Below are 21,928 nucleotides of genomic sequence, written 5' to 3' on the forward strand. Positions count from 1 at the left end.
TTCAAGGTTGCAGGTGTTCGGCGACGGGCCCCAAGGCCAGCGCCGGCACATACGTCAGCGCGCCCACCAGCAGCACCGCGCCGATCAGCAGCACCACAAAGAGGGGGCCGGTGGTGGGCATGCTGCCGGGGCCGGCGGGCAAGCGCCGCTTGGCCGCCAGCGAGCCGGCCATGGCCAGCACCGCGACGATCACGGCGAAGCGGCCGAACCACATGGCGATGCCCAGCAGCACGTTGTAGAAGGGCGTATTCGCGGACAGCCCGGCAAAGGCGCTGCCGTTGTTGTTGGCCGCCGAGGACAGTGCATACAGAATTTCCGAGAACCCGTGGATGCCCGGATTCAGCACGCCAGCCTGTCCGGCTGAGAGGGAGACGGCCAGGGCAGTTCCGCCCAGCACCAGCAAGGGCGTGGTGAGGATGATGATGGACACCATCTTCATGTCGTAGGCTTCGATCTTCTTGCCCAGGTATTCCGGGGTGCGGCCGATCATCAGGCCGGCGATAAAGACCGCCAGCACCGCAAAGGCCAGCATGCCGTACAGCCCCGAGCCCACGCCTCCGTAGACCACTTCGCCCAACTGCATCTGCAGCATCGGCGGCAGCCCGCCCAGGGCGCTGAATGAGTCATGCATGCCGTTCACGGCGCCGCAGGACGCGGCCGTGGTGATGATGGCAAAGAGCGAGGTGGCCGCGATGCCAAAGCGCGACTCTTTGCCTTCCATGTTGCCGCCTGGTGTCAATGCGGAAAGCGCGCTGTCCGCGCCAGCTTGCGCTGCCATGGGGTTGGGCTGCTGTTCGAAATAGGCGGTGGTCAGCGCGAAGACGGCGAACAGCACCGTCATGGCCGCCAGGATGGCGATGCCCTGGCGGCGGCTGCCGACCATTTCGCCAAACGCGAAGCAGAGCGCGGCGGGAATGGCCAGTATGGCCAGCATCTCCAGGAAGTTCGACAGCGGCGTGGGGTTCTCGAACGGATGCGCCGAGTTTGTATTGAAGAAGCCGCCGCCGTTAGTACCCAGCAGCTTGATGGCTTCCTGCGAGGCCACGGGACCCATCGCCAGCGTCTGCGTCGAGGTAGTCACGGGATCCATCAAGGGCTGGCCCGCGGCATCAAGCACGGGCTGGCCTTCCGCATTCATGCGCGGTTGCTCGTAATGCAGGGTTTGCACGGTTTGTACGTCTTGATAGGGGCTGAAGTTCTGGATGACGCCCTGGCTTACCAGTGCAAGCGCCAGTACGAAGGACAGCGGCAGCAGCACATACATCGTGCAACGGACCATATCCGCCCAGAAGTTGCCGATCGTGGCGGAGCTGTGCCGCGACAAACCGCGTATCAGCGCAAACAACACGGCGATGCCGGTGGCGGCGGACACGAAGTTCTGCACCGTCAGCGCCAGCATCTGCGTCAGGTAGCTCATCGTGGATTCGCCGCCATAGCCTTGCCAGTTGGTGTTGGTGACAAAGCTGATGGCGGTGTTGAGCGCCGAATCCGGGGTGACGGCGCCCATGGCGGCGGGATTCAGCGGCAGCATGCCTTGCAAGCGTTGCAGGCCATAGACCATCGCAACGCCGATCAAGTTGAAGGCCAGCACTGCCAGCGCATAGCGCTTCCAACCCATTTCGGCCTGCGGGTCGATGCCGGCAAGCCGATAAATGCCGCGTTCCAGGGGGCGGCCCCAGGCGGTCAGCCTGGATTGGCCGTTTTCCATGGCAATGCGGATATAGCGCCCCAGCAGCGGCGCGATCGCAAGCAGGACTGCCAGGTACAAGACCAGCAGTCCGATGAATTCGGCGGTCATCAGAATTTCTCCGGTTTGAACAGCGCCACCAGCAGGTAGACGAACAGCGCCGCGGCCGTCAGGCCGCTGAATGCATAGAGCCAGTTCATGACGGCTCTCCCGACGACAAGCCGGCGCAGAACTGCAACAGGCCGAATGTCAGCCCAGCCATGACGGCAAAGGCGGCGATATAGATGGCATCCACGTTTTTCCTCCCGGGAGCGGCGCTCCCTTCGAACGACGGGCCTGCGCGGCAAAAGCGGATGCGCGCCGGGGCAGGCCAGGTGACCAAAGCAGGACACCGGCAGGTTACGGAGCGGGGGGTAAAAACGGGATATAGCTTCGCGGGCGGGGTGTAAACAAGAAATAAACGTCGCCGGAATCCATGCGGCCCCTGGTGAAATACAGCCGCCCGCATGCCGGGCGCGCCGCGCCCGATTCCGGGCATGACGTGGTGGCAAGCGTCATATTCCGGGACGGGAGAGATTCCTGAATTCGGCTCAATTCCGGGATTTCAGCCAGAAAATCCCAATATTTAGAACTTTGTGGTCATTTCGCACCATGATGGGGCATGGAATATGTAAATGAATGCTCCGTCTTAGGGCATTCCCCTAGTGTGACAATCCCGCACATGGTGCAGAATCTCTTCCCATGCAGGTGAGGAGACAAAGCCCTGCATGGGCAAATACCGGCGGCACCGGTACATAAAAAAAGTAAAGCAGTACTCAAAAAAAGCAAAACGCACAACGGCTGGCACCAGGCAGTGCCAGCCGTTGTCGCATAAAAAGCCTGAATTTCTGCCGCAAGGGCTTTTCAGACGCAGCGTTTCGCGCTATCCAGGTAGGGTCTGAAAACATCCTAGCTATGCCGAAATCCAGCGCACCTCTTTCTGTTTCCACCCCGACTCCCTATTGGCGCCGCAACTTGCGGCTGATTCTGTTGCTGCTTGCCGTCTGGGCGGCGCTGACATTCGTGCCCACCTTCTTTGCGCGCTGGCTCAGCTTTGATTTCATCGGCTGGCCGTTCGCCTTCTGGATGGCGGCTTATGGCGCACCCCTGGCTTACCTGGTCATCATTGGTATCTACGCCCGGATCATGAACAGCGCTGATGAGTTGGCTGAAGAGCAAGCCGACTCTGCCGGGGGAGACCGCTGATGCCGTTTTTCAGCGGGGACACGCCCCAGGAATTCAGGATCCGGCTGCGGCGTATCTACGTGCTGTACACGGCAGGTTTTGCGCTGATGATCCTGATGCTGGCGCTGGCCGAAGTGCTGGGCATGCCGCGCAACTGGATCGGCTATGTGTTCCTGCTGGTCACGGTGAGCCTGTACGCGGGTATCGGCATCGTCTGCCGCACGTCCGATCAGGTGGAATACTACGTGGCCGGGCGGCGTGTGCCCGCCATCTACAACGGCATGGCCACCGCCGCAGACTGGATGTCGGTGGCGTCCTTCATCGGCGTGGCGGGCACGCTGTACCTGACGGGATATGGCGGCCTAGCCTACATCATGGGCTGGACGGGCGGCTATGTGCTGGTTGCCACGCTGCTGGCGCCGTACCTGCGGCGTTTCGGGCAATACACCATCCCCGACTTCATGGGCGCGCGCTACGGCGGCAACATGCCGCGCCTGGCCGGCGTGGCCTGCGCCATCCTGTGCTCGTTCACGTATCTGGTGGCGCAGATCTACGGGGTGGGCATCATCACCACGCGCATGACCGGCATTTCTTTCGAGCTGGGTATTTTCGTTGCGCTGGGCGGCATGCTGGTGTGTTCGTTCCTGGGCGGCATGCGTGCCGTTACGTGGACGCAGGTGGGGCAGTACATCATTCTGGTCATTGCCTACCTGGTGCCGGTGGTGTGGTTGTCGGTCAAGCATACGAACATGCCCGTGCCGCAGTTGTCCGCCGGCGTGGTGCTGCAGCAGGTGACCGAAAAAGAGGTCTATCTGCGGAACGATCCCTCCGAAATCGAGGCGCGCGGGCTGTGGCAGCAGCATGCCGATGAGATGGCCAAGCGGGTGCAGGCGCTGCCGGAATCCTGGACGCTCGAAAAAGACAAGCTGCGCAGCCGTCTGGCGCAATTGAACGCGTCCGACGCGCCCATGGTCGACATCCGTTCGGTCGAGCGCGAACTGGCGGCTTACCCCGCCAGCGTTGAAGATGCGCGCGTGGCCTGGTCGCAGGCGCGCGCCACTTACGAGGCGCGAGCCGCGCCGGCCACGCCGCACGCCGAACCGTTCCCGGCCAAAGACCCCGAAGAACAGCGCAACATGCGCGTCAACTTCCTGGCGCTGGTGCTGTGCCTCATGCTGGGCACGGCGGGCATGCCGCACATTTTGATGCGCTCATACACCACGCCCTCGGTGATCGAGGCGCGCAAATCGGTGTGCTGGTCGCTGCTGTTCATCCTGTTGCTGTACTTCATGGCGCCCGCGCTGGCGCTGCTGGTCAAGTACGAGGTCTATACCCAAGTGGTGGGTTCCAACTTCCTAAGCCTGCCCAACTGGGTGCACGCCTGGAGCGCGGTCGACAGCAACCTGCTGGATGTCACCGACATCAACCGCGACGGCGTGGTGCAGCTAAGCGAAATCAGCATTGGGGCGGACGTCGTGGTGCTGGCCATGCCGGAAATCGGTGGCCTGCCTTATGTGATCTCGGGCCTGGTCGCGGCGGGCGGCTTGGCCGCGGCCCTGTCCACGGCCGACGGGCTGCTGCTGACTTTGTCCAATTCCTTGTCGCATGACATGTGGTACCGGATGGTGTCCCCGCGCATGTCGGCCGCGCGCCGGGTGATGGTGTCGAAGATTCTGCTGCTGGTGGTGGCGTTTGGCGCGGCTTGGGTAGCGGCGCGCAAACCCGCCGACATTCTGTTCATGGTGTCGGCGGCGTTCTCGTTCGCGGCCTCGTCGTTCTTTCCCGCGCTGGTGATGGGCGTGTTCTGGCGCCGCGCCAACAAATGGGGCGCTACCTTGGGCATGGCGGCGGGCTTGTTGGTGACCTTCGCCTATATGACCTACACGCATCCGTGGCTGCGCGAATCGGTGCTGGGCATCTCGCGCTCGCAGCCGGTGGATTTGTGGTGGGGCATACAGCCGATCGCAGCGGGCGTGTTCGGGGCGCCGGTGGCCTTCTTGACGATCATCGTGGTGTCCTTGCTGACCCCTCCACCCGACAGCGCGACGGTGGCGCTGGTGGATTATCTGCGCCGCCCTGGCGCGACCCGGCCGCCCGCCGAAAGTACCTAGAGATCAGCTAAGAACGCCTAAGGGGCTTTGCAGGCGTTCGGTTGGCGGTTATCGGGGTTTGTGCAGGCCTGCCAGACCGGGTCGGGCAGGGCTTGCAGCAGGGTGTAGATCTGCCCCGGCGCCCACAGCCATTGCACGCCGCCGGGGTGTCGGCCCGCTGCCTCCCAGACCTGACGGCGCTGTGCGGCGCTTAGCGTGAAGCGGCCGTTCGGGCCGCTGTTGCCCTGCGCGAGCACGGCGGTGGGATCCCGGCGGGCGGCGTAGACCTCTCGGCCATCGCCCTTGGGCTGCACGATGGCCCAGTTGTAGTGGAACGACGCCAATGCCGGCGCCGCCCAGTCCGGGCCGGGCAGCACCAGAATGGAATATTCCGACGCGTGCTCCAGGTGGGGCAAGCCCAGCACCACCTTGTCGTTGTCCCAATCCAGCCGTTGGCGCAGAGTGCGCTGGCCAGGCTTGCCTTGCGTGTCGAACTCCCTGACCTCAATCGCGTCGCCTTGCCTTTCCACGTAGGAAATCGTGCGCAGCAGGCGGCCTGCCGTATTGTGCACATAGCGCATCAGTGGCTGCGAGGGTTTGTTGCAGGCCTTGGCGCCATGTTCGGCCAGCCAGCCGTTGCGGTCATAACGCAGGCAGTAATGCTGGGCGGGGTTGGAGCGGCCCGCCGCATTACGCGAGCGCAGTTCGTAGCCGCTAAGCCTGCCCGCGTCGTCGTAGAGAAAGCGCGTTTCATTGTCAGGCATGGGCAGCGAGGACTGTCCGGATTCCATCGCCTCGTGGATGGCGCGCGCACTGTACTCGGCGATGCCGCAAACGTGCTTGACGCCATCCGGGCCGCGTTCAAATCGCAGCAGAGTCGGGCCGATGGTGGCGCCCGGTTCGGCGGTGTACACGGACCAGTCCACGGCTTCGGCCCAGATATACGGCGTGGCGCGCGGGCCGGTTCGTACGCCCACGGGAGGCTCCCAGGTCTTGATGCGCGAGCCATCCAGCGCCAGCAGTGTGTTGGTGTCGTTCAAGCGCACGTTGGCAACCACGGTTTCCCGTTGGCCGGATGCCGCCATGGGCTGGCACAGTGCGTGCGCGAAGGGGGGCGCCAGCGATAGCGTGGCCACGGCAAGCAGGCGCAGGGCAGACTTAATACGCGGCATTGTGCAAATAGACGATCAGGCCCCAGAGTTCGCTGCTGACGCCGCCCAGACGCAAGGCGCCTTGGTCGGTCTGCATCAGCAGGAAGGGGTAAGCCTTGCGCTCCAGCTTGCCGGGCGGGGGCAGCCGGTAGGGCGTGAAATGGTCGGGCGACAGCAGGTACGTGTTGGTCATGTCGCCCACGTCCACATGCAGATACCAGACGGTCAGGTCGCCGACGTCAAGCGCCGGGTCTGTCTCGGGGTAGAGGCCGCCTTGGCCGGCCGGAATGCCGCTTTCCAAGACGCCCAGGAACACGCGGCGCGGTCCGGTTTGGGAAATGTACGACCCGTCCTTGGCGCGCCGCGCAAAGCTCTGGCGGATAAAGCCTGCGGCCCGGGAGCCGGGCACGACCGTGCGCGCGAACATCTCGTCCAATTGGGCGTCGCTAAGCGAGCGCCGCGTGGCGGACAGCCGGTCGAGATCTTGTGTGAAGTCTTTCAGCCACGCGCGGTAGCGGGCGAGTTCGGCGGCGCGGTTGAAGTCCTGCGTGGCGGCGGTGGCGGTCGGCAGGTAGCCCAGATAAGTTAGGCAGGCCAAGCAAAGCCAGGCGGCCAGCCAGCGCCACGACGAGAGCCGTCCAAGCGTTCCCGTGCGCGCCGTCAATGCGAGACCGATTTCGAAAACACGTTCATCACCACCACGCCCGCGATGATGAGGCCGATGCCGATCAGCGCGGGCGTGTCCAGATGCTGCTTGAACAGCACGGCGCCCACGATGGAGATCAGCACGATGCCCACACCAGACCAGATGGCGTAGGCGATGCCGACCGGAATTTCACGAAGCGTCAGCGACAGGAAGTAGAACGAGATCAGATAGCCGAACACGGTGATGAGGGACGGCATCAGGCGGGTGAAGCCTTCGGAGCCCTTCAACGCGCTGGTGGCGAAGATCTCGGCGATGATCGCCACGCCCAGGTATAGCCATTTCATTTGCGCTGTCCTTCGGATTGCCGCAGCAGCACCAGCAGCGCGCCCGCGCCGCCTTCGCGTTCGGGCGCTTCGGAAAACGCCAGTACCTCGTTCTTCTGCACCAGCCAGGTGCGCGCCTTATCTTTCAACACCGGTTCCAGGCCTTCAGAGCCATAGCCCTTGCCGTGCACGATGCGCACGCAGCGGATGCCGTGATCCTGGCATTCATCCAGGAACGACAGCAGCGCGTGGCGCGCCTGTTCCACGCGCAAGCCGTGCAGGTCCAGTTCGGCGCCCGCGCGCCATTGGCCGCGCCGCAGATTGCGCGCGGTATCCGGCGCCGCGTCGCTGCGCACGAAAGCGGTGCCGCCTTCGGAAAGCAGATGCGTGATTTCGCCGCCGTCAGACACGCCGATATCGGCGCGTGACGGCGTTTCGCCCAGCGCGTTGGCCCGGCGCAGCGCGGGCGCGGGCTCCGCCGCGGGCTTGTGTTCCACCCGGGCGGCCTGCTTGATCGGCGTGACCGACTTCATGGTGCGCTGAAACGCCGCCATGTCGTCCATGGGGGCGGTTTCAGGCTTCTTCAGCACGGCCACCCGCTTGGCGAGCGCTTCGCGTTCGCGCTCGGCTTGCAGGTCTTTCTTCAGGCGTTTCAGGTCGGCCAGGCCGACCTTACTGCCCCGCATTCTCCAACCACCGTTGCGCGTCCAGGGCGGCCATGCAGCCCGTGCCGGCGCTGGTGATGGCTTGGCGGTAGACGTGGTCCTGCACGTCGCCAGCGGCGAACACGCCCGGAACGGACGTCATCGTGGCCATGCCGGACAAGCCGCTCTTGGTGACGATGTAGCCGTCTTTCATTTCCAGTTGGCCCTGGAAGATTTCGGTGTTGGGCTGATGGCCGATGGCGATGAAGGCGCCCGTGACGGGCATGTCTTCGGTGGCGCCAGTGTCCACGTGGCGTACGCGCACGCCAGTTACACCGCTGTCGTCACCCAGCACTTCTTCCAGGGTGTGGAACAGCTTCAGTTCCATGTTGCCGTTCTCGACCTTGGACATCAGCTTGTCGACCAGGATGGGTTCGGCGCGGAACTTGTCGCGGCGATGGATCAGGGTGACCTTGCGGCAGATGTTGGACAGGTACAGGGCTTCTTCGACGGCGGTGTTGCCGCCGCCCACCACGACCACGTCCTGGTTGCGGTAGAAAAAGCCGTCGCAGGTGGCGCAGCCGGACACGCCGCGGCCCATGAAGGCCTCTTCAGAGGGCAGGCCCAGGTATTTGGCCGATGCGCCGGTGGCGATGATGAGGGCGTCGCAGGTGTAGATCTTGCCCGTGTCGCCCGTCAGCGTGAAGGGACGCTTGGACAGATCCACCTTGGCGATGTGGTCGAACAGCATTTCGGTGTTGAAGCGTTCGGCGTGCTTCTGGAAACGCTGCATCAGGTCGGGGCCCTGGACGCCATCCGCGTCGGCGGGCCAGTTATCGACGTCCGTGGTGGTCATCAACTGGCCGCCTTGGGCCAGGCCGGTCACCAGGACGGGGCTCAGGTTGGCGCGTGCCGCATAGACGGCCGCCGTGTAACCGGCGGGGCCGGAACCGAGTATCAAAACTTTAGCGTGCGTGGGCGTGGACATGGGCGGGTATCTTTAGGTTAACGCCCAATTATAATGAGCCGCATGCCGCGTATCTCGACTGCTTCCCCGCGCGCCTCGCGCAACACCCGCAACGGTCCTTCGCCGCTACAAACGCGTATCTCCGCGTTGCTGCGCGAAGCCCGCTGGATCCTATTTGCCGCCCTGGCGGCCTGGCTCACCCTGGTGCTGGCCACCTGGAGCGCGTCCGACCCAGGCTGGTCGCATTCGGTGCCCGGCGACGTCGTGCGCAACCATGGCGGCCGGTTGGGCGCCTATTTGGCGGACATCCTGCTTTATCTGTTTGGTTTTTCCGCCTGGTGGTGGGTCATCCTGCTGCTGCACCGGGTTCGGGCGGGCTATCGTCGCCTGGCCAGCCAGCTTAAGGTAACTAATAGTAAGCAGCCGGAAGTGCTGCCGCGTGTCCATTGGGAAGAGGGCATCGGCTTTTTCCTGCTGCTGATAGGGTCGTTGGGCATGGAAGCCCTGCGCCTGGCCAGCCACGGCACGCATCTGCCCGGCGCGTCTGAAAGCGCCAGCGGCGCGGGCGGCGTCATCGGCCACATGCTGGCCGATCTGATCAGCCGCAGCATCGGCTTCACTGGCAGCACGCTGGCCTTCCTGGTCATGCTGGCCATCGGCCTGAGCCTGTTCTTCTCGTTTTCGTGGCTGGCCGTGGCCGAGCGCGTGGGCGCGTGGCTGGAAGGCCTGGTGCGCCGCGTTCGCGATTCCTACGCCGCGCGCGAAGACCGCAAGGTCGGTCAGGTGGCCAAGGCCGTGCGTACGGAACAGGTCGTGGCCAAGCAGGAAAAGCTGGTGCACGAGCAGCCGGTGCGGATCGAACCCGCCATTACCGTCGTGCCTAAGTCCGAACGCGTGGAAAAGGAAAAGCAGCAGTCGCTGTTCTTTGCGCCTTCCGGTGGCGCCGAGGGCGATCTTCCCGCCATCAGCCTGCTGGACCCGCCGCTGACCAACCAGGAAACCGTCTCTGCCGAGACCATCGAATTCACGTCGCGCCTGATTGAAAAGAAGCTGGCCGATTTCGGCGTGTCCGTTACGGTCGTGGCGGCCCAGGCCGGCCCGGTCATCACGCGCTATGAAATCGAACCGGCCACCGGGGTCAAGGGTAGCCAGATCGTGAACCTGGCCAAGGATCTGGCGCGCGCGCTAAGCCTGGTCAGCATCCGGGTGGTGGAAACCATTCCGGGCAAGAACCTGATGGGCCTTGAACTGCCCAACCCGCGCCGCCAGATGGTGCGCCTGTCCGAGATCCTGGGGTCGCAGACCTATCACGCCAGCCATTCGGTGGTGACCATGGCGCTGGGCAAGGACATCGCCGGCAACCCCGTGGTGGCTGACTTGGCCAAGATGCCCCACCTGCTGGTGGCCGGTACCACCGGTTCCGGTAAGTCGGTGGGGATCAACGCCATGATCCTGTCGTTGCTCTACAAGGCCGATGCGTCGCATACCCGCTTGATCCTGATCGACCCGAAGATGCTTGAAATGAGCGTCTACGAAGGGATTCCGCACCTGCTGGCGCCGGTTGTCACCGACATGCGCCAGGCCGCCAACGCGCTGAACTGGTGCGTGGGCGAAATGGAAAAGCGCTATCGCCTGATGAGCAAGATGGGCGTGCGCAACCTGGCGGGCTACAACACCAAGATCCGCGACGCCATCAAGCGCGAGGAACCCATCCCGAATCCGTTCTCGCTGACGCCCGACCAGCCCGAGCCGCTGGCGCCGTTGCCCACCATCGTGGTGGTGATCGACGAGTTGGCTGACCTGATGATGGTGGTGGGCAAGAAGATCGAAGAACTGATCGCCCGCCTGGCGCAGAAGGCGCGCGCCGCCGGCATTCATTTGATCTTGGCCACGCAACGCCCCAGCGTGGATGTCATTACCGGCCTGATCAAGGCCAACATCCCGACGCGTATCGCGTTCCAGGTGTCGTCCAAGATTGATTCCCGCACCATTCTTGACCAGATGGGCGCCGAAACCCTGCTGGGCCAGGGCGACATGCTCTACATGCCGCCGGGCACCGGGCTGCCGGTGCGCGTGCACGGCGCGTTCTGCAGCGATGACGAAGTGCACCGCGTGGTGGAAAACCTGAAGGCGCAGGGCGAGCCGAATTACATCGAAGGGCTGCTGGAAGGCGGTGTCGAGGGCGACAACGGCGAAGGCGCCAGCAGCGTCACCGGCATCGGTGGCGACGCGGAGTCCGACCCGATGTACGACCAGGCCTGCGAAGTGGTGCTCAAGCACCGCCGCGCGTCGATTTCGCTGGTGCAGCGCCACTTGCGCATTGGTTACAACCGCGCGGCTCGCTTACTTGAGCAGATGGAGCAATCGGGTATGGTGTCGGCGATGCAGTCCAATGGCAACCGCGAGATCCTGGTCCCCGCTGCTGCCGCTGCCCGAGAGGAAGCATGATGAAAACGTTTCGCCGCCTGGCCGTCGTAGCCGCCTTGAGCCTGGCGCCCGCGCTGTCGTTTGCCGCCAGCGCGCAAGAGCAGTTGAGGTCGTTCGTGACCACGGTCACGTCGGCCACGGGTTCGTTCTCGCAGTACACGGTGAACAACCAGGGCCGCACGCAGCCCGCGCAAACCGGCGTGTTCTCGTTCCAGCGTCCGGGCAAATTCAAGTGGGCGGTGCAGAAGCCCTATGAACAACTGGTGGTGTCCGACGGCCGCGTGCTGTTCCAGTTCGACCCCGACCTGGCGCAGGTCACCGAACGCAAGGTCGACGCCGCCATCGGCACGTCGCCCGCCGCGATCCTGTTCGGGTCGGGCTCGCTGGAGCAGTCGTTCGACGTGTCGGCCTTGCCGTCCAAGGACGGCGTAGACTGGCTGCGCGCCAAGCCCCGCACGGCAGACGCGGGCTTTTCGCGCGTGGATATCGGCATGAAGGACAACTTGCCCGTGCGCGTGGAACTATTGGATTCGTTCGGCCAAACCACGCGGGTTGACCTATCGGCGATTAACGCCAACCCCACGCTACCCGCCAAGGAATTCCAGTTCACGGCCCCCAAAGGCGTGGACGTCGTGAAAATGTAGGATGGGTGAAGCGCGGGAGATTGGCCGCAAGAACCCCGGCGTCGAACGCGCGTAACCCATCAGACGAAGGTGGAGATATGGCCGGCCCCCAGAAGAATTGGGCCGGTGTTTGATGGGTTACGCGCGTTCAAAGCCGGGGTTCTTGCCCCTTGCCTTCCGCGCTTCACCCATCCTACGACACCCCCGCGTTAGCCGGTTACGGCCGCTTGTACGCTACGCAATCCACTTCCACCTTGGCGTCCACCATCAGGCTGGACTGCACGCAGGCGCGGGCGGGTGGGTTTTCGCCGAAGTATTCCTTGAAGACCTTGTTGAACGACGGGAAATCGCGCGCGTCGTCCAACCATACGCCGCAACGGACCACGTGTTCCGGGCCGTAGCCGGCTTCCTTCAAGATGCCCAGCAGTTGCTGGATCGCCTTGTGGCATTGCGCGACGATGCCGCCTTCAATCACTTCCCCGTTTTCCATCGGCACCTGGCCTGACACGTGCAGCCAGCCATCGGCGGCGACCGCGCGCGCAAACGGCATGTGCGAACCGCCTTGGCCGGTGCCGCCGGCGACGCCGTAGCGGGTGATGCCGTTGTTGTCGGGGGTGGGGGTATTGCTCATGTATGCACTCCTTAAATTTGGGTGGATGCGGAAGAATAGGGCGATGCGGCGCCAAAACTGGCGCGCAGGTCGCCGTTGCGTGGCAGCCAGCGGCCGGCGCGCTCGCCCGTGGGTTGCCCGTGCCGATAGGACAGCGCGCCGTTGACCCACACGGCCTCGATGCCCGCCGCGGTTTGCACAGGGGCGGCGAAGGTAGCGCGGTCGATGACGGTGTCCGGGTTGAACAGCACCAAATCGGCGTGATAGCCCTCGCGCACCAGACCGCGATCAGCCAGGCCGAAGCGCGCGGCGGACAGGCCCGTCATCTTGTGCACGGCCTGGATCAGCGGCAACAAGCCCACGTCGCGGCTGTAATGGCCCAGCACACGCGGGAACGCGCCCCACAAGCGCGGATGCGGCATCGGGTCGTTGGGAAGGCCGTCCGAGCCCACCATCGTCAGTGGGTGCGACAGCACGCGGCGCACGTCGTCCTCGTGCATGTTGTGATAGACGGCGCCGGCCGGTTGCAGGCGGCGCGCGGCATCCATCAAGGACACGCCCCAGTCGGCCGCAATGTCGGCCAGCTTGCGGCGGGCTTGCTCGGGGTGCGGCACCGACCACGTAATGTCGATATCGAACTCGTCGGTAACCTGCTTCAAGTCCAGCGTGGACGAGCTGGCCGAATAGGGATAGCAGTCGCAGCCCACATGCTGCATGCGGCCGGCGTTCTCCAGCGCAAACAGCACTTCCTTCGTGCGGCCCCAGTTGCCCGCGCCCGCGCATTTCAGGTGGGACACCACCACCGGCACGCGGGCGTGCTGGGCGATGTCGAAGGCTTCCTGCATGGCGTCAAGAATGGCCGCGAATTCAGAGCGCAGATGCGTTGTGTACAGCGCGCCGAATTCGTCCAGCGCTTCGGCCAGCAGCTTGACCTCGTCCGTGTCCGCCTCGATGGCGGAGGCGTAGGCCAGGCCCGTGCTCAGGCCGATGGCGCCATGTGCCAGCGCCTCGCGCAGTTGCTCGCGCATGGCCAGCACTTCGTCGCGGGTGGCGACCCGGTCCAGGCGGTCCATGTGATTGCTGCGCAGCGCGGTATGGCCCACCAGCGCGGCCACGTTGACCGCGGGCCGGGCCGCTTCGATGGCGCGCGTGTAGTCGCTAAAGCTGGGGTAGGCAAAGTCCTCGCGGCTACCCAGCAGGTTCATCGGGTCTGGCGGTTCGGCGCGCAGCGACACGGGCGACGCGCTGATGCCGCAGTTGCCCACCACCACGGTCGTCACGCCCTGCGACAGCTTGGGCAGCATGCCCGGCGTGCGGATGACGTTGGTGTCGTCGTGCGTATGCACGTCGATAAATCCGGGGGCCAGGGCCAGGTCGGTGCCGTCGATGATCTGGCGGGCTTGCGCGCCGGGCAGGGCGCCAATGGCTTTGATGCGGCCATCGGCCAGGGCAACGCTGGCGCGGTATTCGGGGCCGCCCGTGCCGTCCAGGACACGGACGTTGCCGATAAGGGTGTCGTACATCTTGGGTTCCAGGTTCAATCGCCCAGCGGTAAACGGTTGGGACCGCCGCGATGCTCGTCCAGCGCCAGCTTGATGCGGCGCAGCCGTTCGCGGTTTTCCTCTTGGTTCAGCATGGCCAGTTCGGTCGATAGCAGGTCAATGGCCAGCATCATCGCGTAGCGCGATGCCGAGGGTTTGTAGATGAAGTCGGTTTCGTCCGTGCGGATGGGCAGCACCACGTCGGCCAGCTTGGCCAGCTCGGACGTGGCGTCGGTAATGGCGACGATGCGGGCGCGGTACTGCTTCACGATGCGCGCCGCCCCGATGATTTCCGGCGTCAGGCCCGATGCCGACAACACCAGCACGGCGTCGCGCTCGTCCAGCGTGGCGGCCACCATGCGCAGCAGCACGGCGTCGCTGTACACCGCGATGGGGTAGCCCAGCCGCACCAGCCGCGATTGCACTTCCTGCGCCAGCACGGCGGACGCGCCGCCCATGCCGAACACGTAGATCATCCGTGCGCCATCCACGATGGCGGCCGCCTGTTCGAAAAGCTGCTCGGTAAACGTGGGCAAATGCGCGCGCAGCGTGCTTTCGATGTCGGCGTAGATGCGCGCGTAGAAGGTGCTTTCCTCGGCCGGCGCGCTGGGGTCAAGAAAGCGGCTGCCCACCGTGCTGGCCTGCGCCAGTTTCATTTTCAGGTCGCGGGTGTCGTCGCAGCCCACCGTGCGCGCAAAGCGGGAAATCGTGGCGATGCTGACGCCGGCCTTGGTGGCCAGTTGGTCCACGGTGGCGCTGGCGCTCCAGATGATGTCGTCAAGAATGGCGTCGGCCACCTTGCGTTCGGTCACGCTCAATGCGTCCCGCCGACTGCGTATCTGGAAGACGATGTCGCGGATGATGTTCATGTGGGGTTCCTGGGTCGGATCGTTTGGTGCAGTGGCTAGGCTGCCAGCTCGGGGGCGTCAAGGCGCGTACAGGCCACAAAGTGGCCCGGACCCACTTCCACCGCTTGCGCCTCGATGGTGGCGCAGGCGTCGGTGGCGTGGGGGCAACGTGTGCGGAACACGCAGCCGGACGGCGGATTGATCGGGCTGGGGATGTCGCCCTTGAGCAGAATACGCGAACGCGGCGCACGCGGATCCGGTACGGGCGCGGCCGACAGCAGCGCGCGAGTATAGGGGTGGCGCGGGCGTGCGTAGACTTCGCTGGTGGGGCCGCGTTCCATGACACGGCCCAAGTACATCACGACCACTTCGTCGCACAGGTAGTCCACCACGGCCAGGTCATGGGCTACGAACAGCATCGTCAGGCCCAGGTCGCGTTGCAGGTCTTGCAGCAGGTTCAGCACCTGCGCCTGCACCGACACATCCAGCGCCGACACGGGTTCGTCCGCCACGATGAAGTCGGGCTCAACCGCCAGGGCGCGTGCAATGCCGATGCGCTGGCGCTGGCCGCCCGAGAATTCATGCGGATAGCGGCGACTGTGGTCCGCGTTCAGGCCCACGCGCTCAAGCAGTTCGCCGATGCGGGCCGAACGGCGGTGTTGCGCCAGCTTGTGCGTGTCCAGCGCCTCGCCCAGGATCTCGGCCACCGTCATGCGGGGGTTGAGGCTGGCGTAGGGGTCCTGGAACACAATCTGCATGCGGCGGCGCCACGGCAGCATCTGCTTTTCGTTCAGATGCGTGATGTCCTGGCCGTCGAACAGCAGGCGGCCGGCGGTGGGCTTGAACAGGCGCAGCAAGGCGCGTCCCGTCGTGGTCTTGCCCGAGCCGGATTCACCGACCAGGCCAACGATGGTGTTGCGGGGCACGTCAAAGCTGACGCCGTCCACCGCGCGCACGACGGGCGCATGACGCGCTTGCGACGTGGGGAAGTGGACTTTCAGATCTTCAATGCGGACCAGCGGGTCTTCGGCCCGCACGGTGGCTTGGGGGCTAGTCATATCGGGTTCACCTTGATGCAGCGCGCGCGGTGTTCAGCCTGCACGGCCACCAAATCGGGCACGGCGGCGCGGCAATCGTCGGCTGCCATGTCGCAGCGCGGCGCGAACGTGCAGCCGGCCGGTAGCGACAGCACGCTGGGCACGTTGCCCGGGATGGCGCGCAGGCGCTCACCGGAAGCCAGCAGCGCCGCCGTGGGCAGACAGGACAAGAGGCCGCGGGTATACGGATGCGTGGGCTTTTCGAACAGGTCGTACACGCCCGCGTCTTCCACCACGCGCCCGGCGTACATGACCGCCACGCGATGCGCGATTTCCGCCACCACACCCAGGTTGTGCGTGATGAACAGAATGCTCATGTTCATCTCTTTTTGCAGCCGGCGCAGCAGGTCAAGAATCTGCGCCTGCACGGTGACGTCCAGCGCGGTGGTGGGTTCATCGGCGATCAGCACCGCCGGGTTGCAGGCCAGTGCCAGTGCAATCATCACGCGCTGGCGCATGCCGCCCGACATCTGGTGCGGGTATTCATTGACGCGCCGGTCGGCGGCGGGAATCTCCACGCGTTCCAGCATTTCGCGGGCGCGCTTGATGGCTGCCGCGTAGGATCCGCCTTCGTGCTGCAACACGGCTTCGGCGATCTGGTCGCCCACCGTGTACAGCGGGTTCAGGCTGGTCATGGGCTCCTGGAAGATCATGGCGATTTCCGCGCCGCGTATCTTTTGCAGGGTGGCGGACGACGCATGGGCCAGATCATGCTGCACGCCCTGGCGGTCGCGGAACAGGATCTTGCCCGCTTCGATGCGGCCCGCCGGCTTGGGCAACAGGCCCATGATGGACAGGCTGGTCACGGATTTGCCGGATCCGGATTCGCCCACGATGGCTAGCGTTTCACCGCGGGCCAGGTCGAAGGTGACGCCGTCCACGGACTTGGCGATACCGTCGCGGCTGTGGAACCAGGTCTTGAGCCCTTCCACGGACAGCACGACGTCTCGGGTGCTTGCCGTCATGATTACAGCTCCTTGCGCAGGCGCGGGTCGAGTACGTCGCGTAGTCCGTCGCCCACCAATTGCAGCGACAGCACGGACAGCACAATGGCAATGCCGGGAAAAACCATGATCCAGTCGGCCGAGCCCATGTATTGCTGGCCGGCGTTGATCATGGTGCCCCAGGTGGGAATGTCGGGCGAAACGCCCACGCCCAGGAACGACAGGCCGGCTTCGGCCAGAATCGCGTAGGCGAAGATGAACGTGCCTTGCACCAGAATGGGCGACACCAGGTTGCGCAACACGTGCACGGTGACGATGCGCCAGGTGGGCACGCCCAGCGCGCGGGCGGCTTCCACGAAAGGCAGTTCGCGGATCACCAGCGTCGAGGCGCGCACGATGCGGGCCAGGCGCGGCGTGTAGACGATGCCCAGCGCAATCACCACGTTGATCAGCGACGGCCCCAGCGCGGCCACCAGCGAGATCGCCAGCAGGATGTCCGGGAAGGCCATCATGGCGTCGATCAGGCGCGACACGAACTTGTCGGCCGAGCGGAAGAAGCCGGCGATGAGGCCCAGTGCAATGCCCAGCACGCTGGACACGATCACCACCGAAAAACCCACCATCAGCGACAGGCGGCCGCCGTAGATGACGCGGCTGAACACATCGCGGCCGAAGTCGTCGGTGCCGAACCAGTGCGCGGCGCCCGGCGCTTTCAGCCGGTTCATGATGGACAGCTTGAACGGGTCGTACGGGCTGACCCACGGCGCCAGCAGCGCGGCGGCCACCAGCACGATGATCACGATCAGGCTCAACAGCACGGTCTTGCGCGATACCAACAGGCGCAGCACCTGCCAGCGGTCGGCGCCGCCCGAGGATTGGGGAGAAGTTGCAATAGCCATATCAGTAGCGCACCCGTGGGTCGACCAGCAGGTAGAGCAGGTCGATGATCAGATTGATCAGGACGTAGATGGCCGCGATGATCAGCAGCGCTCCCTGGATGACGGGATAGTCGCGGCGCAGCACGGCGGACACCACCAGGCTGCCCACGCCGGGCAGGCCGAACACGGTTTCGGTTACGACGGCGCCGCTGATCAAGAGCGCGGTGGTAAGCCCCAGCACGGTCAGGATGGGGATCAGCGCGTTGCGTACGGCGTGCTTCAAGATGACCTTGCTTTCCGGCAGGCCCTTGGCTCGCGCGGTACGCACGTAATCGTCGCGCAGCACGTCCAGCATGCTGGCGCGGATGAAGCGAGTGATCAGCGCGGAATTCACCAGCCCCAGCACCACGGCGGGCAGGATCAAATGCGACAGGCGCGTGGCCAGCGATGCGTCCGGACCGCCATAGCCCGACACCGGCAGCCAGCCCAGCTTGACCGAGAAAATCTGCATCAGCAGCAAGCCCAGCCAGAAGCTGGGCACGCTGGAGGTAAACATCGAAAACGACAGCACCGACTGGTCCAGCGTGGTGCCGCGCTTGACCGCGGACAGAATACCCACGGGCAGCGCGATGGCGCTGGCGATCAGCAGCGACATCAAGGTCAGCAGTATCGTGGGTTCGGCGCGGTCGGCCAGCGCCGACAGCACGGGCTTGTTCATGAAGATGGACTGGCCCAGGTCACCCTGCACCAGCTTGCCCAGCCACGACACATATTGCAGCGCCATGGGCTGGTCCAGCCCCAACTGCGCGCGCAGCGCCGCGATGTCCTGCTGGCTGGCCTGCGGCCCCAGCATCACCGCGGCCGGGTCACCGGGCGTGACGCGAATAATGACGAACACAATGGTCGCGACGATAAACATCACAGCCACCAGCCCGACCAAGCGGTTTAAAAGATAACGCAACACGATAAAGTCCTAAAAAGCGTCATTCGACACGGCGACTGGTTCGGCACGGCGGCTCGTAGGATGGGTGGAGCGCGGCAGGCCGGTAATCAGAACAACGACGTCCATCGCGCGTAACCCATCAAGCAGCGGTGATGTTGTGGCCAAAGCCGTTAAGAACCCACCGCTGCTTGATGGGTTGCGCGCGGCAGGCAATCGGGTTCTTGCCCAGGGCATGCCGCGCTTCATCCATCCTACTTGGGGCTTTTCCAGGCGTTCCAGAAGAACGGCCAGGGGGCGGGCTTGGTGCCTTGCAGCGACGGCGAGCGTGCGGACTGGGCGTTGAAGTCACCGACCTTCACGAACGGCACCTCCTCATACACGGCTTGCTGCACGTCGGCCCAGCGCTTGATGCGTTCTTCCTGCGTGCGGGCCTGGTTGAAAGCGTCCATGACCTGGGCGCGACGCGGCGTATCCCACCAGCCCGGCGCATCTTTCGACGGGAAGTCGATCAGCGCGGGTTCCGGCAGGAACACGCTGTGGGTGATGAAGATGTCCCACACGGCGGGGTCTTGGCGGCGCTGCGTCAGCGTGGCCCAGTCCACCACCTGCATGTCCACCGTGAAGCCGGCGGCCTTCAGGTATTCCGCGGCCACCAGCGCCATCTTGTAATGGAACTCGTACTGCTGGCTGGTCAGGATGCGGATCTTCTTGTCGGCTACGTTGGCGCCGTCCAGCAGCTTCTTGGCAGCGGCGGAATCGGCCTTGTTGTAGACCTTGCCGCCCAGCGACGTGGCCCACGGATAGCCTTCCGGATACAGGTCGCCGTTCAGCTTGTAGAAGTCCTTGTTGCCGAAGGCGGCGTACAGCATGTCTTCTTCGTTCAGCGCCAACTGCACGGCCTGGCGCACGGCCAGGTTGGACATGATGCCTTGCTTGGTGTTGAGCACCAGACGCGGCCAGCCGAAGGGCTTCAACATCACCGGATCAGAACGGCCCCCCTTGAGCTTTTCCAGCGCTTCCACGGGCAGCGAATCGACGTAGTCGAACTGGCCGGCGGCAGCGGCTTCGGAACGGGTGTTGGCGTTGCTGACCGGCACGAAGCGGATTTCGTCCAGGTACTGCTTGCGCGCGCCGCCATAACCGTCGGGCTCGCCCTCGCGTTGCTTGTAGCCGTCGAAGCGCACCAGCTGGATGTATTGGTCCGGCATGCGGGCCTTCAACTGGTAAGGCCCCGTGCCGACGAATTCGGTCAGCACCGGCGCGATCTTGCTCTTGGGCATGATGACGGCCGCGGCGTTGTTCAGGGCCAGCAGGGCGGTCAGCGGCGCATAGGGTTGCTTCAGCGTGATGCGGATGGTGTTGGCGTCAGGCGCTTCAATGCTGCTGATGACCTTGGCCGCGCCCTTGCCGCGCGTGGCGGTTTCGGTCCAGCGCTTCAGAGACGCCAGCACGTCTGACGAATCCATCTTCGAACCATCATGGAAGGTGATGCCCTGGCGCAGCGGGATCGTGTAGACCAGGCCGTCGGGGGTGACGTCCGGCATCTTCTCGGCCAGCAGCGGTGTCAGGTTCCACTTGGCGTCGAAGGTGTAGAGCGTTTCAAAGAAATGCTGCGTCAGGATCCCCACCAGGTCGGCGGTGCTGCTCATCGGGTCCAGCGTGGGGGGTTCACCGATGGTGGCGACGGATATCGTGCCCCCCTTGACCGGCGTGGCACTCAGGGCGGGGGAGGTCAATGCGGTCAAGCCAATAGCGCCGGCCGCGAGCAGGCTGGTCAGCCCACTGCCTCGCCGGGAGGGTCGGAAGTTCATGATTCTCTCTCCAGAGGGTCAAAAACAGGTTGTCGCGTGATTGGGTATGCGCCGGGATCCCGGTGTGTTTGCAGCAGCCCCCTCGGGCCAGGCGCGGTGCGGCGTGCGGGGGCGTTCTAGAAAAAGGTTTCAGCGACGTCGGTGACGCGGTATTGCTCGTCCACCAGCAGCACCTGGCGCCACTTGTCGAATGTCAGGCAGGGGTGGGAAATGTCGAAGGCGATCATGTCGCCGACCTGGATGTCGTCGCCGTCGGCGATCTGCATGAAGGCATGCTGGTCCATCATGGCGGTCAGCTTCCACGCTTGCGGCGCCGCGCTGGGCGTGTCTTGGTCGGGCCGCGTCAGGTCGGGCCGCGTCAGGCCGGGCCGCGTCAGGTCGGGTCGGAAGTGCAGGGCGGGCGTGGGCAGGCCGGCGTCAAACGCGGCGTCGCGCTTGCCCAGGGCAATGATGGCGCGGCCGGGTTCGGGCAGTGATTGCACATAGGCCCAGACCTGCAAGGCGGGCAAGAGGCCCGGTTCCATCTTTTGCGCCACGGGGTTGTGGGCGTTGATGCGTTCAGCCGCCGAGCGGTAGACGCCCACGTCGTGCGACAGGTAGCAACCGGGGCGCAGCACCACTTCCAGCGGCGCGCCGATATCCAGTTGCGAGAATTCCTCGGCCACCACGTCGAACCAGGCCGAACCCGCGCCAGAGATGAGGGCAGGGCCGTTCTTGCGCAGGCGGCCGGCGGTGGCCAGCCCGCGCAGGGCATCGGTGGCGCGGCGCAGGAAGGCGCGGATGGCGCTTTCTTCCTGCAATACGCCTTCATAGACTTCAATGCCGGCCAGTGCCAGGGCGGGCCAGCGGCCGATTTCTTCAACCACGGCCTGCAACTGTGCGTCGTCGCGCACGCCGGTGCGTCCGCCCGTGGGACCGAGTTCGATCAGCACCGGCAGGGTCAGGCCCTGTTCACCGAAGAACTTGCCCAACTGGGCGGCGTTGGCGGGCGAATCGACAATGCAGAAGAAGGTGAACGCGGGGTCTTGCAGCAGGCGCGCAATGATGGCCATGTTGGCGCGGCCCACCAATTGGTTGGCCATCAGCACGCGGCGGATGCCGTGTTGATACGCGGCCAGCACTTGCGGCGCGGTGGCCAGTGTGATGCCCCACGCGCCGTTGTCGATCTGGCGCTTGAACAGGGCGGGGCTCATCGTGGTCTTGCCGTGGGGCGCCAGCTTGACGTGGTACGCCTCCATGAACTGCTGCATCCATTGCAGGTTGTGGCGCACGCGCGCTTCGTACAACACCGCCACGGGCAGGCTGACGTCTTCGTTCAGCAGGTTCCAGTTCAGCGCGGCCACACCGGCCGTCGTACAGGACTCGGGGAACGCGCCCAGGCCTTTGCCGTTCACATCCAACAAGGCGGCGGGGGAAGATGAATTCGTCATGGCGGGCGCTCGGGTCTGGAAAATATTTACGTGAAAGTTTGTTT

General features: G+C 64.7%; 20 protein-coding genes. 4 read left to right on the forward strand and 16 right to left on the reverse strand.

The genetic code is table 11. The features are described from left to right. Position 1: 1 nt before the first annotated feature. A complete protein-coding gene (gene kdpA / locus WBR68_RS02135) occupies positions 2 to 1,798 on the reverse strand; it encodes a potassium-transporting ATPase subunit KdpA (RefSeq protein ID WP_230693418.1) in 1,797 nt (598 codons plus the stop codon). After that, on the reverse strand, positions 1,798 to 1,887 hold the full coding sequence (gene kdpF / locus WBR68_RS02140; RefSeq protein ID WP_050447213.1) for a K(+)-transporting ATPase subunit F: 90 nt from the start codon (positions 1,885 to 1,887) through the stop codon (positions 1,798 to 1,800). Before kdpF ends, kdpA begins: the two co-directional genes overlap by 1 nt. Before the next feature lie 754 nt (positions 1,888 to 2,641). Here kdpF and WBR68_RS02145 point away from each other — a divergent pair. Continuing rightward, the gene (locus WBR68_RS02145) at positions 2,642 to 2,932 is read left to right on the forward strand and encodes a DUF4212 domain-containing protein (RefSeq protein ID WP_050447212.1); all 291 of its coding nucleotides are present in this window, start codon (positions 2,642 to 2,644) and stop codon (positions 2,930 to 2,932) included. Beyond that, on the forward strand, positions 2,932 to 5,022 hold the full coding sequence (locus tag WBR68_RS02150) for a sodium:solute symporter family protein (RefSeq protein WP_230693419.1): 2,091 nt from the start codon (positions 2,932 to 2,934) through the stop codon (positions 5,020 to 5,022). The genes WBR68_RS02145 and WBR68_RS02150 overlap by 1 nt, the downstream gene beginning before the upstream one ends. Positions 5,023 to 5,039: 17 nt before the next feature. Here the strand turns inward: WBR68_RS02150 and WBR68_RS02155 are convergent, their stop codons facing one another. From WBR68_RS02155 to trxB, 5 genes are all read right to left on the reverse strand, one after another. Then, positions 5,040 to 6,173 carry a hypothetical protein gene (locus WBR68_RS02155; protein WP_050447209.1) on the reverse strand — a complete coding sequence of 378 codons (1,134 nt, stop codon included), beginning with the start codon at positions 6,171 to 6,173 and terminating at the stop codon, positions 5,040 to 5,042. After that, positions 6,160 to 6,750, reverse strand: a complete 591-nt coding sequence (locus WBR68_RS02160; protein WP_230693420.1) for a hypothetical protein — start codon at positions 6,748 to 6,750, stop codon at positions 6,160 to 6,162. The genes WBR68_RS02155 and WBR68_RS02160 overlap by 14 nt, the downstream gene beginning before the upstream one ends. A 62-nt stretch (positions 6,751 to 6,812) precedes the next feature. Beyond that, on the reverse strand, positions 6,813 to 7,142 hold the full coding sequence (locus WBR68_RS02165) for a DMT family transporter (RefSeq protein WP_050447207.1): 330 nt from the start codon (positions 7,140 to 7,142) through the stop codon (positions 6,813 to 6,815). Next, positions 7,139 to 7,807 (reverse strand): Smr/MutS family protein, encoded by a 669-nt coding sequence (locus tag WBR68_RS02170; RefSeq protein ID WP_050447206.1) that lies wholly within the window; start codon positions 7,805 to 7,807, stop codon positions 7,139 to 7,141. The genes WBR68_RS02165 and WBR68_RS02170 overlap by 4 nt, the downstream gene beginning before the upstream one ends. Further along, positions 7,794 to 8,753, reverse strand: a complete 960-nt coding sequence (gene trxB / locus WBR68_RS02175; RefSeq protein ID WP_050447205.1) for a thioredoxin-disulfide reductase — start codon at positions 8,751 to 8,753, stop codon at positions 7,794 to 7,796. Before trxB ends, WBR68_RS02170 begins: the two co-directional genes overlap by 14 nt. A 42-nt stretch (positions 8,754 to 8,795) precedes the next feature. Between trxB and WBR68_RS02180 the strand changes: the two genes are divergently transcribed. Together WBR68_RS02180 and lolA are read left to right on the forward strand one after the other, a co-directional pair. After that, positions 8,796 to 11,180, forward strand: coding sequence for a DNA translocase FtsK (locus WBR68_RS02180; protein ID WP_127183672.1), 2,385 nt, complete (start codon positions 8,796 to 8,798; stop codon positions 11,178 to 11,180). Next, positions 11,180 to 11,803: an outer membrane lipoprotein chaperone LolA gene (lolA, locus tag WBR68_RS02185; RefSeq protein WP_230693492.1), complete on the forward strand. Its 624-nt coding sequence runs from the start codon at positions 11,180 to 11,182 to the stop codon at positions 11,801 to 11,803. Before WBR68_RS02180 ends, lolA begins: the two co-directional genes overlap by 1 nt. A 196-nt stretch (positions 11,804 to 11,999) precedes the next feature. On the opposite strand, the gene WBR68_RS02190 is transcribed toward lolA, so the two are convergent. The 9 genes from WBR68_RS02190 to WBR68_RS02230 form a co-directional block, all read right to left on the reverse strand. Then, positions 12,000 to 12,413: a RidA family protein gene (locus WBR68_RS02190; protein ID WP_050447202.1), complete on the reverse strand. Its 414-nt coding sequence runs from the start codon at positions 12,411 to 12,413 to the stop codon at positions 12,000 to 12,002. Between the two features lie 11 nt (positions 12,414 to 12,424). Continuing rightward, positions 12,425 to 13,915 carry an N-acyl-D-amino-acid deacylase family protein gene (locus WBR68_RS02195; RefSeq protein ID WP_230693421.1) on the reverse strand — a complete coding sequence of 497 codons (1,491 nt, stop codon included), beginning with the start codon at positions 13,913 to 13,915 and terminating at the stop codon, positions 12,425 to 12,427. Between the two features lie 14 nt (positions 13,916 to 13,929). Next, positions 13,930 to 14,802, reverse strand: coding sequence for a MurR/RpiR family transcriptional regulator (locus WBR68_RS02200; protein ID WP_230693422.1), 873 nt, complete (start codon positions 14,800 to 14,802; stop codon positions 13,930 to 13,932). Positions 14,803 to 14,837: 35 nt separating this feature from the next. After that, a complete protein-coding gene (locus WBR68_RS02205) occupies positions 14,838 to 15,839 on the reverse strand; it encodes an ABC transporter ATP-binding protein (RefSeq protein ID WP_230693423.1) in 1,002 nt (333 codons plus the stop codon). Continuing rightward, complete coding sequence (locus WBR68_RS02210; protein WP_230693424.1) at positions 15,836 to 16,843, reverse strand: ABC transporter ATP-binding protein; 1,008 nt, start codon at positions 16,841 to 16,843, stop codon at positions 15,836 to 15,838. Before WBR68_RS02210 ends, WBR68_RS02205 begins: the two co-directional genes overlap by 4 nt. Positions 16,844 to 16,845: 2 nt before the next feature. Then, on the reverse strand, positions 16,846 to 17,721 hold the full coding sequence (locus tag WBR68_RS02215) for an ABC transporter permease (RefSeq protein ID WP_050447197.1): 876 nt from the start codon (positions 17,719 to 17,721) through the stop codon (positions 16,846 to 16,848). Between the two features lies 1 nt (position 17,722). Continuing rightward, on the reverse strand, positions 17,723 to 18,664 hold the full coding sequence (locus tag WBR68_RS02220; RefSeq protein ID WP_046803377.1) for an ABC transporter permease: 942 nt from the start codon (positions 18,662 to 18,664) through the stop codon (positions 17,723 to 17,725). Between the two features lie 230 nt (positions 18,665 to 18,894). Continuing rightward, on the reverse strand, positions 18,895 to 20,454 hold the full coding sequence (locus WBR68_RS02225; RefSeq protein ID WP_230693425.1) for an ABC transporter substrate-binding protein: 1,560 nt from the start codon (positions 20,452 to 20,454) through the stop codon (positions 18,895 to 18,897). 116 nt (positions 20,455 to 20,570) lie between these two features. Continuing rightward, on the reverse strand, positions 20,571 to 21,884 hold the full coding sequence (locus WBR68_RS02230) for an amino acid deaminase (protein WP_230693426.1): 1,314 nt from the start codon (positions 21,882 to 21,884) through the stop codon (positions 20,571 to 20,573). Between the last annotated feature and the right edge of the window lie 44 nt (positions 21,885 to 21,928).

This window comes from Achromobacter sp. JD-1, assembly GCF_038594925.1.
Taxonomy (GTDB): domain Bacteria; phylum Pseudomonadota; class Gammaproteobacteria; order Burkholderiales; family Burkholderiaceae_B; genus Achromobacter; species Achromobacter spanius_C.

Bases quoted from the DNA above. Each gene is read 5' to 3' on its own strand.
- kdpA (WP_230693418.1), bottom strand. From the start codon at position 1,798: ATGACCGCCGAATTCATCGGACTGCTGGTCTTGTACCTGGCAGTCCTG.
- kdpF (WP_050447213.1), bottom strand. From the start codon at position 1,887: ATGAACTGGCTCTATGCATTCAGCGGCCTGACGGCCGCGGCGCTGTTC.
- WBR68_RS02145 (WP_050447212.1), top strand. From the start codon at position 2,642: ATGCCGAAATCCAGCGCACCTCTTTCTGTTTCCACCCCGACTCCCTAT.
- WBR68_RS02150 (WP_230693419.1), top strand. From the start codon at position 2,932: ATGCCGTTTTTCAGCGGGGACACGCCCCAGGAATTCAGGATCCGGCTG.
- WBR68_RS02155 (WP_050447209.1), bottom strand. From the start codon at position 6,173: ATGCCGCGTATTAAGTCTGCCCTGCGCCTGCTTGCCGTGGCCACGCTA.
- WBR68_RS02165 (WP_050447207.1), bottom strand. From the start codon at position 7,142: ATGAAATGGCTATACCTGGGCGTGGCGATCATCGCCGAGATCTTCGCC.
- WBR68_RS02170 (WP_050447206.1), bottom strand. From the start codon at position 7,807: ATGCGGGGCAGTAAGGTCGGCCTGGCCGACCTGAAACGCCTGAAGAAA.
- trxB (WP_050447205.1), bottom strand. From the start codon at position 8,753: ATGTCCACGCCCACGCACGCTAAAGTTTTGATACTCGGTTCCGGCCCC.
- WBR68_RS02180 (WP_127183672.1), top strand. From the start codon at position 8,796: ATGCCGCGTATCTCGACTGCTTCCCCGCGCGCCTCGCGCAACACCCGC.
- lolA (WP_230693492.1), top strand. From the start codon at position 11,180: ATGAAAACGTTTCGCCGCCTGGCCGTCGTAGCCGCCTTGAGCCTGGCG.
- WBR68_RS02190 (WP_050447202.1), bottom strand. From the start codon at position 12,413: ATGAGCAATACCCCCACCCCCGACAACAACGGCATCACCCGCTACGGC.
- WBR68_RS02195 (WP_230693421.1), bottom strand. From the start codon at position 13,915: ATGTACGACACCCTTATCGGCAACGTCCGTGTCCTGGACGGCACGGGC.
- WBR68_RS02200 (WP_230693422.1), bottom strand. From the start codon at position 14,802: ATGAACATCATCCGCGACATCGTCTTCCAGATACGCAGTCGGCGGGAC.
- WBR68_RS02205 (WP_230693423.1), bottom strand. From the start codon at position 15,839: ATGACTAGCCCCCAAGCCACCGTGCGGGCCGAAGACCCGCTGGTCCGC.
- WBR68_RS02210 (WP_230693424.1), bottom strand. From the start codon at position 16,843: ATGACGGCAAGCACCCGAGACGTCGTGCTGTCCGTGGAAGGGCTCAAG.
- WBR68_RS02215 (WP_050447197.1), bottom strand. From the start codon at position 17,721: ATGGCTATTGCAACTTCTCCCCAATCCTCGGGCGGCGCCGACCGCTGG.
- WBR68_RS02225 (WP_230693425.1), bottom strand. From the start codon at position 20,454: ATGAACTTCCGACCCTCCCGGCGAGGCAGTGGGCTGACCAGCCTGCTC.
- WBR68_RS02230 (WP_230693426.1), bottom strand. From the start codon at position 21,884: ATGACGAATTCATCTTCCCCCGCCGCCTTGTTGGATGTGAACGGCAAA.